This window comes from Undibacterium paludis, from assembly GCF_022568815.1.
GTDB lineage: Bacteria > Pseudomonadota > Gammaproteobacteria > Burkholderiales > Burkholderiaceae_D > Undibacterium.
The window spans coordinates 821483-835070 of the sequence record NZ_JAKZHX010000001.1; the positions used below are offsets into that span (position 1 = coordinate 821483).

Sequence of the window (13588 nt, forward strand, 5' to 3'; positions counted from 1 at the left end):
ACAAAGATGACACGCAAAATACTCATCGTCGATGACGACCAGAAAACCCGGGTGCTGTTGAAAACCTATCTGGAAAAAAACCAGTATGAAGTCATCCTGTCCCATAATGGCGAGAGCTTCGTAACCGAATTCAACAGCCAGATGACACAGTTGTCACTGGTGATACTCGATGTAATGCTGCCTGATACTGACGGCTTTGCCCTATGCAAGATCGTGCGTCAGCGCTCCAATATTCCCATCATCATGCTGACCGCCAGCTCTGACGATACTGACCGCATCGTCGGACTGGAGCTAGGCGCAGATGATTACATCGCCAAGCCTTATAACCCGCGCGAACTGCTGGCACGTATCAAGGCCATCCTGCGTCGCTCGGGATCAGGCACTGCCGACGTGGCAGCTGCGCCGCGTTTTTACCGTTTCCTGGGGTTTACCCTGGATCTGGTAGAACGCAAGGTCACCGATGCCGCCGGTGAACTGGTGGCATTGACTGGCATGGATTACCAGTTGCTCAAATATTTTGTCGAACACCCTGGCGACGTACTCGATCGCAACGTTCTGTCAGAAGAAACCCGGGGCCGCGACGCCGGTCCCCTGGACAGATCGCTTGATGTACAGATCAGCCGTCTGCGCCTGTTGTTGAAGGACGACAGCAAGCAGCCAACCCTGATCAAGACGGTGCGCGGTGCCGGCTATGTGTTTTCTGCCGATGTGAGTGTCGCCAGTGTCTGAAGCTGTCAACGATGCCCAGCCCGACAAGGCCGTTGGCTACGACATGCGCTGGCACTGGTTGCCACAGTCGCTGCTGGGGCGTCTGTCACTGGTGATGGTGTTTGGCGTCTTGCTGACACAACTGGTCGGTAGCGCCATCTGGACCACGCAGCAAAGAGCCAAGGCAGAGATAGAGGCAACCACAGCGGCGCAATACCTGGCGCATAGCGCATCAAGTGCGATACGTTTCTTCCGCAGCCTGCCGCCAAGTTACCGTACCGTGCTGATACAGCAGTTTCGCGAAATGGGTGGCACACGTTTTTTTGTACAGACCAATACAGCCCCGGTACCCATCACGGAAATCGAGCCGCAGGCACTGGCGCAAGCCGTGGCCGCCAAGGTCAGCAATACCCTGAAGACTGACTTGCCGCAATACCCTGAATTCAAGGTCGCCTTTGCCTGGCCCGATCAGCTGATGACCTCGGTTGATGGTACCCGCATCAGCGATTTACCGGAAAGCTGGGTGCAGCATATCTTGCTGATCAAGCCTGAACCTGCCCCGGTACTGGTCATACAGACCGAACTGGAACCAGGTAACTGGCTATACCTGGCAGCCCTGATGCCCAACCCCTACTTCCTCAAAGGCAGTGACCCCCTGTCATTTGACCGGCTGGTCTTGCAAGGCTTGTCGCTGGCCGCGGTACTGCTGTTATCTATCATGGTGGTGCGCTGGATCACCCGCCCGCTTGCAGCCCTGTCCGATGCGGCAGCGGCCTTTGGCAAGGGTGAGCCGGTGCCCGACCTGCCGGAAGATGGCAGCAGGGAATTCATCAATACTGCGCGCGCCTTTGCCGCCATGCGCCAGCGCATACAAAGTTACCTGGAAGATCGCGAGCGCCTGTTCATCTCTATCTCGCATGATCTGCGCACGCCTATCACGCGCCTGAAACTGCGTTCAGAATTGCTCGATGATGATGTCTTGCGTGGTGAATTTGAAGAGGACCTTGATGATCTCGACATGATGGTCAAGGGCGCATTGCAATGCGTAAAAGATACCGACATCCATGAAAACCCGACCGAAGTCCGGCTCGATTTGCTGATACGCCGCCTGGTACGCAGCGCCCATCTGGCCAAACATGACGTCAGGTTTGAAGAATCAGGTATCAGCGTAGTTGGCAAGCCACTGGCCCTGAAACGCGCCATCGGTAATCTGCTCGACAACGCACTCTACTATGGAGAAAAGGCAGAGATCAGCGTACAGACGCTGGATGGCAAAGTAGTAATCACCGTGCGCGACCACGGCCCCGGCGTACCCGAAGACGCCCTGCCCAGCCTGTTCGACCCCTATGTGCGCCTGGTACACGGACGCAGCCAGAATGAAACCGGCCTGGGCCTGGGCCTGGGCATTGCCCGCAGTGTCATAGAAGCACATGGCGGCAGCCTGATGCTGGAAAATCACCCCGAAGGCGGCTTGAATGCCATTATCACCCTGCCGCAATAAGTGACCACAATAAGCAGTCATCATCAATAGTCGCGATCAGCAACCACAGTCAACATCGGCAACAGGTACTGTTGATGCACATCCGACTTGTTAGCGTCATTCCCGAAATGGTTCTGATCGGGAATCCACAAATGGCCACTCACCGTTCAGGCGGGATGACTCTGAGGACGCAGCCAAACCGACAGACATCCGTACAAAATCCTCCATCTGTGCAATTCACAACACTGGCATCCTGACTTTTGTAAAGTTTTGTAAGGAATTCTTAAGTAAGGTTTTGATACTTCATGAACCTGAAAACCCTGCTATCGGAACCAGCCCAGTGAACAGCAATACCAGTTGGCAAAGTGGGTAAGGAATTGTAAGCAAGTCTCATCAGTACACTAAAGAAAACTCAATAAAATCAAAGAGATAAGAAAACCACGCATCAGCAAATACGCAAGTGGCATTACATTGGGTGCGTTGCTAGTATCGGTTTCAGGAAATGAATGATTTATATCCATTCATCAGGTTGCGAATCAGGTAAAGGATTTTCCTTGAAACGTTTTTTCAACATAGCGATGTTGTACGCCACGACAGTGATGAGCGCCGCACATGCCGGCACACTCGTCATGGAAAGCTGGCGTGTCGACGACAAGGCTTTGTGGGAAACGGCTTTGATACCCGCCTTCAACAAACGTCACCCCGGCATAGAAGTCAGGTTTGCGCCAACCACGCCAACTGAATATGACAGTGCACTGCTGACACACTTCAGCAACGGCACAGCGGGTGACCTGGTCGCCTGCCGGCCTTTTGACGTGTCGCAGTCCTTGTATAACAAGGGTTACCTGGAAAGGCTCGATGGCAAACCCGGTATGGAGAATTTTGAAGCCACTGCCTTGCTGGCATGGCAAACCGACGATGCCAGAACGACGTTTTGTATGCCGGTGGCATCGGTCATCCACGGCTTTCTGTATAACAAGAAGATTTTCAAGAAGCTGGGTCTGCAAGCACCCAAAACCCAGGCTGAGTTTTTGAACGCACTTGATACAGTCAAGAGAAACGGTAGCTATGTGCCACTGGCGCTGGGCACGGCAGAAAAATGGGAAGCAGCGCAAACCCTGTTCACCAGCATAGGACCCAATTACTGGCGCGGTGAAGCCGGTCGCAAGGCACTGATCGCCGGTAAGGCCAGGTTCACTGACCCGCAATATGTAGCTGCCTTTGAATACGAAGCCACGCTGGCGGCGTATCTGCCCAACAATGCCAGCACACAAACCTATAGCGACAGTCAGCATCAGTTTGCATCTGGCCGGGCCGCGGTGTACCCGGTTGGGTCATGGGATATTTCTTATTTCAACCAGGTGGCAGGTCTTGAGTTTGGCGTGTTTGCACCACCTGTGCGTACGGCGGGTGACAAATGCTACATCCTTGACCATATGGACATAGGCATAGGTATCAACAAGAAATCCAGAAACAAGGATGAAGCCTACAAGTTTCTGGAGTGGCTGGGTTCGCAGGAATTTGCCGATCTGTATACCAATCGCGTCACCGGATTTTTTTCCCTGTCGAACCATTTGATCGCCGTGCGTGACCCCATAGGCAAGCAAATGATGGAATGGCGTACTGCCTGCGAATCAAGCATACGCTTTAATGCACAGATACTGAACCGTGGCCAGCCGAGCATGGAACAGGAGTTATGGAATGTCAATGCCGAAGTCTTGAATGGCACGATCGCCGCCAAAGAAGCGGCGGCGAGAATACAAAATAGTTTTGCAAGTGTGTACCGGTCCAAGCGTTAAGATCATACCTCCCCCAAGAAGTGTGATTTTTTACCGACGCCCAGCGTGGCGTCGGTTTTTTTAAACTTGTCCTGACACATCGTCAAGAAAGATTTTCAAATCAAGCTGTATTGAAAAAACTGGTAAGACAAAAAAAGAAGCGAAGAGAGAAGAAAACAAAGTGCTGCGCGAATTATTTTAATACCCAATAGCATGGAAAACCTGAGGAGATGTGAGATGAGCAAGCCTGTATTCAAGAAAAAGATTCTGCCGCAATTGATAGCCCTGGTGCTGAGCACTACAGCATGCCAAGTGGTCTATGCTGCCGATGAAGCACCGCCGGCAAATGCCACCAGCAAGGATGGCTCGCAAGTGATTGAAGTGCGCGGCATACGTGACACCCTGAAAAAGAACCTGGCCGGCAAGCGTGACTCACAAAACATCGTCGATACCGTCAACTCTGAAGACCTGGGTAAATTCCCTGACAAGAACGTGGCTGACTCCCTGCAACGTGTACCCGGCATTTCGGTAGACCGTACCTGGGGTGAAGGCCGCGACATATTTGTACGCGGCACAGACAAGAGTCTCAACATGACACAGTTAAATGGTCAATCGGTCGCATCGGCATACTGGTGGAAAAATGATTCACAAAGCCGTGGTTTTAACTACGACATCCTGCCATCCGAGCTGGTCGGCAGTCTGGATGTCTACAAGAGTCCGTCTGCTGATCTTGATGAAGGCAGTATAGGTGGCCTGGTCAATGTCAAGACCCGCAAACCGCTGCAGTTCAAGACACCGCTGACAGCACAATTCTCGCTCGAAGCCACGTACAGCGAATTGCCCAAGAAGACAGACCCGCAAATTTCCGGCCTGGTTAACTGGAAGAATGATGAAAACACCATGGGCATCCTGCTGTCTTTGAGCAAGCAGAAACGCACCATGCGCCGTGACGGTCTGGAAAACTTTACCGATTCGACCAAATACACCATCATCGACCAGAACAATGTCGCAACACCCAATGCCTATGCATCATGGGGTGGCGGCTCGGCAATATTCCGACAGGATCGTGAACGTACTACCGGCAACGTGACCCTGCAGATCAAACCTAATCGCGACAGCGACATATCTGTGAATTACATTAATTCAGATATGAACATGGATAACAATAACCAGAACTACCTGTGGCAGATAGGCGGTCTGGCAGATGGCAATAATGTTATCCGTATCACCAATCCGCGTTTCATCACGACTTCAGACGGCACCAAGGCAGTAGTCGGCGGCACCGTGGGCCCGACTACCGGTGTCTCGTTTGAACCTATCTACCGTGAAGCCTATATCAAATCCAAGGTACTCGATATCGAAGGCAATTATGAAGGCGATGGCTGGAAACTGCACGGCCAGGCCGGCAGTACCGCTGCCGAAGGCGGCAGCAAGCATGACCGCAATTTCTGGTTCACTGGCAATACCCGCGCCACCGTCAATATCGCGCCGGACACTTATGAAGTCTCTTACCTGGACATGAGTCCGCTGGACCCGACCAAGCTGACCTTGCAAAATGCGCGCGACTGGGTACGCAAGATGGAAAGCAAAGAGAACTATGTGCAGGGCGACCTGACCTGGGACCTGACGGGCTCCGCCATCAAGGATATCAAGGTTGGTTTGAAATATCGCGACAATACCGTACAGAATCACCGCACCATCGGTACGGTAGGCCCGGGCAGCACAGGCTGGCAATCCTTCAGCCTGGCGGACCTGTCCACCGGCGCCTCGCCACTGCTGAGCCAGGCTGCAGCCACATCCGGTTCACTGACCCAATATGCCTGGGTTGATGACGGCCTGGCCGCCAGCAAGGGCTTTGCCATGTATGACAAGGGCATGGTCTATAACGAAGCCAAGGGCGAGTATTACAAGATACAGGAAAAAATCACTGCAGCTTATGCCAAGGCCGATTTCGCCGTTGATAAATGGCGTGGTGATTTTGGTGTGCGCCTGGTCAAGACCGAGCAGACCTCAGAAGCTTATCAAGACCTGACCGGCAAAGGTAATTACGTGATCGGCAGCACGACACGTACGTATAACGATGTCTTGCCGAGCCTTAATGTCGTCTACGACTTCCGCAAAGACCTGATCATACGCGGCGCAGTGGCCCGCGTGATGGCACGCAATACCTATAGCGACCTGAGCGCCAGTACCGAAGTCAGCGGCACCACCAATGCAGCCACCGCCGGTAACCCTTTGCTCAAACCTTACCATGCTGACCAGGCAGAGATCGGTGCCGAATGGTATTTCGCCGATGCATCGATGCTGTCTGCCACCCTGTTCACCAAACGCCTCGATACCTTCATCTATACCTCGACTGCGCAAGAGAATGTCGGTGGTGTGATGCGCCCGGTAACACGTCCGCACAATGCTGACAATGGCGCGGTCATCAACGGTCTGGAACTGCAATGGCAACAGGCTTTTGGTAATGGCTTTGGCGCCATCGTCAACTACACCTTTACCGATGCGAAGGCAGGCTCCATCGCTGGCGGACAAAAACTGAACGTCATCGGCAATTCACGCAATCAGTTGAACGCCAGTGGCTACTATGAAAAGAACGGCATCAGCTTCCGCCTGTCGTATAACTACCGTTCCAAATCCTACGGTGGCCTGGATGAAGGTGGTCAGGATGTCACCAGCGCCTATGGCCAGTGGGATGCAACAGCCAACTGGGATATCACACCAAAGATCAGCCTGTTCGCCACTGCTGTCAACCTGACCAACTCTGTGATACGCACCAACACCACAGACGGCCTGCCAGTTGGCGTGTATGAAAACGGCGCACGTTACAGCGTAGGTGTCAGAGCCAAGTTCTGATGTGAACCATGATCTGGGTTATCCAGATCAGCTTGCCGGAAAAGCCTCCCCTGACGCATCTGTGGGGGAGGCTTTTTTCCGACGCATGACGCAGCCTGAAGCACAAACCGTTTACTGGCAGTCAACTTACCTTATTTCTGGAACCCCTCATGAATAACAATGATCAAGCAACAGGATCGACAAGAGATGTGGTGATAGCCATGCTATTCATCAGTCTTCTGTTTTTCATCCTGGGTTTTGCCACCTGGCTCAATGGTTCGCTGATTCCCTTCCTGAAGATAGTCTGCGACCTCAACAACTTCCAGGCACTGTGGGTCACCTTTGCCTTTTACATTGCCTATACCGTCATGGCCCTGCCCTCCGCCGCCATACTGAGCCGTACCGGCTATAAGAACGGCATGACACTGGGGCTGGGCATCATGGCGATAGGCGCACTGCTGTTCATCCCGGCGGCCAGGTCCAGTTATTACGGCTTTTTCCTGCTGGCCCTGTTCACACTGGCCACCGGCATGACACTGATGCAAACCGCCATCAACCCCTATATCGTCTGCATAGGTTCCCGTGACAGCGCCGCCATGCGCATCAGCATCATGGGCCTGTTCAACAAGGGGGCGGGCATTGTAGTGCCCTTGGTGTTTTCCGCACTCATCCTGTCGGGCATAGACAAGTATTCTGACGCAGCGCTGGCCGTACTCGACCAGGCCGGCAGGGAAGCCATGCGCTCGGAACTGTCGTCACGCCTGATCTTCCCCTATGCCATCATGGCGGGAGGTTTGCTGGTCTTCATGCTCATCATCCATTTTTCTTCACTGCCTGACCTGCCGCTGGAAAAAGAAGAAAATCAGCCAGCCGTCAAGAAACTTGGCGTGCTGCAATTCCCGCAACTGGTGCTAGGCGCCCTGTCCCTGTTTGCCTATGTCGGCGTGGAAGTCATCGCCGGCGACACCATAGGCCTGTATGGCCGTCACCTCGGTGTGAAAACCTATGCCGTGCTGACGTCATACACCATGGGCTTCATGGTGCTGGGCTACCTGATCGGTGCGACCATGATACCGAAACTGATGTCACAAAAAACCGCCCTGCTGCTGTCCGCCGTCAGCGGTGTGTTCTTTACCGCAGGTGTGGCACTGAGCTCCCCCATAGAAACCGGCATCTCGCAAACCCTGCTTGGCTGGGCAGGCGTACCTGCCGTGCCCAATACCGTCATGTTCCTGGCCATGCTGGGCCTGGCCAATGCCCTGGTCTGGCCAGCCATCTGGCCGCTGGCCCTGCAAGGCCTGGGCAAATACACGGCAGCCGGTTCCGCCCTGCTGATCATGGGCATAGCCGGCGGCGCCCTGCTGCCCATGCTGTACGGCCGCCTGTCTGACGCAGGCAATTCGCAGACTGCCTACTGGGTGATGCTGCCCTGCTATCTGATGATTTTTTTCTATGCAGTGAAGGGGTACAAATTAAGGAGCTGGGGTGCGGATACCGGCAGCCTGGAGCGAGTGGATCAGACAGGGTGAGCTACCCATTAGTTATTTGCAGTTATCATTTTCTTCATACTCACATCCCCGCCGCATAGAGGATGTGGGTAAATCACCGACTCTGCTTTTACCCCGCCGAAGACAATACATTTCTCCAAGATTGCCCTCCAGATTTCTGATCAGATCCATCTGTTCATGGCGACCCGCTGCCTGATTGACCAGCCAGATCCTCCCAAAATCACGAGCTGCTACTATAAGTATTTTTGATGCTTGAAAAGGAATAGCGTGAACAAAGAAGAACTTAAAAGTGTGTTTGATCAACAAGCTTCCAGTTACGATCAGCAGTGGGCAAGGATGGCTGCAATCAACAACGGCCTCTACTTTCTGCTGGAATCTGTTTTTTCCGAGTTACCGCCAGAGGCCAGGATTCTTTGCGTCGGAGTAGGCACAGGAAAAGAGTTGATTCACCTGGCAAAAGAAAATCCGGGCTGGCGTTTTACTGCAGTTGAGCCTTCGGGCGCCATGCTGGATGTCTGTCGCCAGCGTGCAACTGAAGAAGGGCTCGGCTCCCGATGCTATTTTCATGAAGGCTATCTTGACTCGTTGCCTGCAATGGAACTCCATGATGCGGCAACATGCTTCCTGGTTTCCCAATTCATGCTCGATAAAGAGACACGCTCCGGTTTCTTCCGGCAAATCGCCAGTCAACTTCAGCCGGGTGGCCTGCTCGCCAATTCGGATTTATCCTCAGGTACAGATTCAGATAACGGTGATGCCCTGCTCAAAGTATGGTGGAAAGTGATGGCGACATCCAATCTTTCCCCTGAAGGACTTAAGCGCATGAAGGCGGCCTATGCAAAAGATGTCGCTGTTTTACCGTCGGCTGAAGTGAAGTCCATTATTCAATCCGGCGGTTTTGCGGCACCGGTACAATTCTTTCAATCGGGCTTGATTCATGCGTGGTTTGCCAAACGTGTTTGAACCAATACGGGAAAGGAAAGTTAAAAGTGTGTTCCGATCAGCAAGAATAGGTTTCATCGACATATCATTGCCAATGAAACCACAGATTTTATTGCTCATAGATTAACAATATAACACCATCAAATTTCCCGGATTTACATCTGGAAACAAGCACCAATAAATACCGCCAGCCCCTTGTGATAATGTACCAATTCAGCAATACTTCGCCTACGCCGGATATACTGGTATCCGCCGAATAGCTGTTGGCTGCTATCACTACAATTGCCTGACAGCATCCTGCAAGAATTTTGTTTTTGGAGAACACTATGGGTCTGTGGAACAAGCTCAGTAATGAATTTATCGACATCGTCGAGTGGCTAGATGACAGTCCCGATGTGATGGTGCATCGCTTTGAGCGCTATCAGAATGAAATCAAGATGGGTGCCAAGCTGACGGTGCGTGAGGGCCAAATTGCTGTCATGGTCAATGAAGGCCAGATGGGCAAGGGGCAGGTGGCGGATGTGTTCATGCCTGGCATGTATGAGCTGTCAACCGAGAACATGCCTTTGCTGAGTACGCTCAAGGGCTGGAAGTATGGCTTTAACAGCCCCTTCAAGGCAGAAGTGTATTTCTTCAAGACCACGCGCTTTACCAACATGAAATGGGGCACGGCCGGGCCTGCCACCATGCGCGACCCGGAATTTGGCGTAGTGCGTGTGACGGCCTTTGGTATTTATGGCATACGCATCGTTGATGCCAAGGCCATGCTGACTGAACTGGTGGGCACCAAAGCCGACTTTACGACGGCGGATATAGAAGAGAACCTGCGCGGCAAGATAGGCATGCGCATCAAGGAAGTGATGCCTGAAATTGGCGTGCCTGTCATCGACCTGGAAGCCAAGGTCACTGAAGTGGGCAGGCGCATACAGGAGAAAATTGCTTCTGACTTTACCCAGTATGGTCTGGAACTGTGCGAAGTGCAGGTGCAAGACATAGGCTTGCCGGAAGAAGTCGAAAAAGCCATAGACCAGCAGGGTGCGATGCGCGTCATCGGCAATATGAACCAGTTTGCCCAATACCAGGGCGCACAGGCTTTGCGTGATGCGGCGCAAAACCCTGGCATGGCAGGGGCAATGATGGGCGTGGGTGTAGGTGGTATGTTAAGCCAGAGCATGGGCACCATGTTTGGTAATAATCCACAACCAGCGGCAGCGCCTGCTGCCAGCCCGGCACCTGCAGCAGGCGGCGGCATGCCGCCACCTTTGCCGACTGCAGTATCTTATTTTGTCGCGCAAAATGGCGCGCAGACCGGACCATTTGATCTGGTTGTGTTGCAATCACACGTGGGCAATGGCAGTTTGACGCGTGACAGCCTGGTATGGCGTCAGGGCATGGCAGCCTGGGGCAAGGCGGGTGAACAGGCTGATTTGTCCGGCTTGTTTGCAGCCATGCCACCACCACTGCCACCGCAATAAACTCCTACACTGATACGGCGTCACAACTAGTGGACTGTAACAGTGGAATCGAGAGTGAAGGGCATGTGCCCGACGCATCAGGGCAAGGCGCAAAACGCAAAACGCAGCCATGATCGTCGTGCACATGACAGGCACTCCGATTTCGCGTTACAGTTCCCTAGTGGTTGCGACGCTTTCTATTTTGTTCTGGAATCATCAACGTGACGACAAAAACCTACCCCTGCAAATCCTGCGGCGCCAAGCTCGAATACGCACCCGGTCAGCATGCCCTGCAATGCCCGTATTGTGGCGACAAAAATGAAATCCCTGAAGACAAGGAAGCCACGGTCGCCGCAGTAGAAGAGCTCGATTACCAGGCTTACCTGGCAGAACAGGCTGGCAATGAACCCATGCTCGCCAGCCAGCATGTGAAGTGCACGGGCTGCGGGGCAGAGTCGCAACTGGCAGCCAATCTGGTGTCTGACCGTTGCCCGTTTTGCGCGGTACCGTTGATCGCCGCCAATGCCTATTCTGCACGCAAGATCAAACCCAAGGCGATAGCGCCATTTGATATCAAGGAATCAGAAGCGCGCAGCAAGTTCGCCAACTGGATCACCGGCCTGTGGTTCGCACCGAATGCGCTAAAGCAGGCTTACCGGGCCGAGCGTGGCTTGAAGGGTATCTACACCCCTTACTGGACGTACGATGCCGACAGCGACACCACCTACCAGGGCCAGCGCGGCGTCGATTACACGGTAACAGAAAACTACACCGAAAACGGTGAGACCAAGAGCCGGCAGGTCACAAAAACCAACTGGTACCCGGCTGTCGGTGCAGTGCAGGTATCTTTTGATGATGTGCTGGTCGTCGGCTCAAAAACCCTGCCAACGTCGTATGCAGAAAACCTTGCACCATGGCGTCTGGAAAAACTGCAGGGCTACCGCGACGACTATGTATCCGGTTTCACGGTAGAGGCTTACCAAGTGGGCCTGGAGCCCGGCTTTGTCGATGCCCAGGGCAAGATGGAAAGTGAAATCCGCAATGCCATCTGCCGCGACATCGGCGGCGACCACCAGCGCATCATTGCGATGCAGCCGCGTTATTCGAATATCAGCTTCAAGCACATCTTGTTACCTATCTGGCTGTCGTCTTATAAGTATGGCGACAAGACTTACCGCTTCCTGGTCAATGGTCAGACTGGCCAGGTGCAGGGCGAGCGCCCGTATTCAGCGTGGAAGATTGCGGGGGCGGTGTTGCTGGCAGTGGTAGTGATAGGTGTAGTTATTATGCTTGGGCATAAATAAAAACTGGTCATGGTTTCAGATTTCAAGTGTCTGGATTGCGAGCTGCAATTTTCCGTTGGAGCATTTCACTATCACAATTTTTCGCATGGATATGGCGGTCGGGTTTTATCGGTATGCCGTCATTGTGGTACCCCTCACTCAATTGAGACTGCATTGCATGAGAGAGGAGATGAGTTCTGGGAAATTTATGAAATCATTGTTGATACGATTGCCGAGCATGGTCGTGTTCCTATGATGATCCGACTACGCCAAGTCAAAAAGATGAATGTAGAAGAGGCAAGAAGAACAATAGATGATCTGCCCTTCACATTTAAACAGGAGTTAACAGAAAGCACTGCAAAAGACATATCCAAGAAATTGGGTTTGCTTGGTATTGGAACGACAATACGTATTTATGAACGCCGCAAAAATCCAGGCTACGGGCCCCTGATGGCAGATAGATTAATGTCACCTGGGTTTCCTTGCTTCAATGAAGAAGGCAGCCAGAAACCAGAGCAACTAATTGAGACTAATGGTGATATTTTTCAAAAAAATGGAGATATCAATTCAGAAATAAAATGCGCTCACTGCCATAAAGATCATTCTTTAGCTAGATCATGGTCTCCCGAATGCAAATGTCCAAATTGCAAGGGCTCTCTGAAAATCATTTCTGAGTGGATCACATAGATTTTCTAACCGAAGCCCTACGCCAGAAGGTATCTACTCACAGGATGAATGGCGCAACCAAGTATTAAAATAGAAAATCCTGGATACTGAGTTGACCCATCGATAATCTATGTAAAATTAAAATCTATTGGTAACTGTATTCAAAGCTCAACGCCCCATTAACACCTCCATCATGCGTTTGGGGTTCGCCAGAAAATCTCGCGTCACTTTAAAGTGCTCGGTGTCTTCATAGGCAATTTCCGCAATACCGTCTTTGCCGCATTGATAAATGCAGGCATCAGGATAAGCCATGAGTATCGGTGAATGAGTGGCGATAATGAATTGCGAATTGTCTTCAATCAAATCATGGATGCGCGACAACACCGCGAGTTGCCTTTGTGGCGATAGAGCTGCCTCGGGCTCATCGAGTATATACAAACCCTGGCCGCTGAAGCGTTCTGTCATCAGTTTCAGGAAGGATTCGCCATGTGATTGTTCATGCAGAGAAATTCCACCATAGGATTTGATAATGGGTGGAGCTGGATAAGACCTGTCTTCGTCAAGCCTTTCAATTTCAGTAGCCACATTGAAAAAACTCTCGGCACGCAAGAAGAAGCCGTCACGCGGCCTGCGTATGCCTTTGGCAATACGCAGGTATTCATCCAGCACCGAGTGTGAACGCCGCGTACCAAAACTGAAGTTCTTGGTGCCACCTTCCGCATTGAAGCCCATGGCGACTGCGATCGCTTCCAGCAAGGTAGATTTACCCGAGCCATTTTCACCAACAAAGTAAGTGATCTTGGGATGCAGATCGACATAGTCGAAATTTTTTATCGAAGGTAAAGAGAAGGGATAGCGTTCAAAAGATTCGACGATATCCCTGCGCAGACTGACGCGGCTAACATATTGCTTAGAAATCATGGCGTTTAAGCAA

The 13588-nt window shown here is 52.2% G+C and carries 10 protein-coding genes; 9 read left to right on the plus strand and 1 reads right to left on the minus strand.

Annotation, left to right across the window (positions count from 1 at the left end; all coding sequences use genetic code 11):
- Window positions 1-6: 6 nt before the first annotated feature.
- From LZ463_RS03610 to LZ463_RS03650, 9 genes are all read left to right on the plus strand, one after another.
- Window positions 7-729 carry a response regulator gene (locus tag LZ463_RS03610; protein ID WP_241453916.1) on the plus strand — a complete coding sequence of 241 codons (723 nt, stop codon included), beginning with the start codon at window positions 7-9 and terminating at the stop codon, window positions 727-729.
- A gap of 43 nt (window positions 730-772) precedes the next feature.
- On the plus strand, window positions 773-2209 hold the full coding sequence (locus LZ463_RS03615; RefSeq protein WP_241454293.1) for an ATP-binding protein: 1437 nt from the start codon (window positions 773-775) through the stop codon (window positions 2207-2209).
- Between the two features lie 557 nt (window positions 2210-2766).
- Window positions 2767-3987: an ABC transporter substrate-binding protein gene (locus LZ463_RS03620; RefSeq protein ID WP_241454295.1), complete on the plus strand. Its 1221-nt coding sequence runs from the start codon at window positions 2767-2769 to the stop codon at window positions 3985-3987.
- A gap of 216 nt (window positions 3988-4203) precedes the next feature.
- Entirely contained in the window at window positions 4204-6822 is a 2619-nt protein-coding gene (locus LZ463_RS03625; protein WP_241453918.1) for a TonB-dependent receptor, read from the plus strand.
- Between the two features lie 149 nt (window positions 6823-6971).
- Window positions 6972-8330: a sugar MFS transporter gene (locus tag LZ463_RS03630; protein ID WP_241453919.1), complete on the plus strand. Its 1359-nt coding sequence runs from the start codon at window positions 6972-6974 to the stop codon at window positions 8328-8330.
- A 246-nt stretch (window positions 8331-8576) separates the two neighbouring features.
- Window positions 8577-9272: a class I SAM-dependent methyltransferase gene (locus tag LZ463_RS03635; RefSeq protein WP_241453920.1), complete on the plus strand. Its 696-nt coding sequence runs from the start codon at window positions 8577-8579 to the stop codon at window positions 9270-9272.
- Window positions 9273-9577: 305 nt separating this feature from the next.
- Entirely contained in the window at window positions 9578-10726 is a 1149-nt protein-coding gene (locus LZ463_RS03640; RefSeq protein ID WP_241453922.1) for an SPFH domain-containing protein, read from the plus strand.
- 200 nt (window positions 10727-10926) lie between these two features.
- The gene (locus LZ463_RS03645; protein ID WP_241453924.1) at window positions 10927-12009 is read left to right on the plus strand and encodes a TFIIB-type zinc ribbon-containing protein; all 1083 of its coding nucleotides are present in this window, start codon (window positions 10927-10929) and stop codon (window positions 12007-12009) included.
- A 9-nt stretch (window positions 12010-12018) separates the two neighbouring features.
- Window positions 12019-12675 (plus strand): hypothetical protein, encoded by a 657-nt coding sequence (locus LZ463_RS03650; RefSeq protein WP_241453926.1) that lies wholly within the window; start codon window positions 12019-12021, stop codon window positions 12673-12675.
- 147 nt (window positions 12676-12822) lie between these two features.
- On the opposite strand, the gene LZ463_RS03655 is transcribed toward LZ463_RS03650, so the two are convergent.
- Window positions 12823-13575, minus strand: coding sequence for an AAA family ATPase (locus LZ463_RS03655; RefSeq protein ID WP_241453928.1), 753 nt, complete (start codon window positions 13573-13575; stop codon window positions 12823-12825).
- Window positions 13576-13588: the final 13 nt, after the last annotated feature.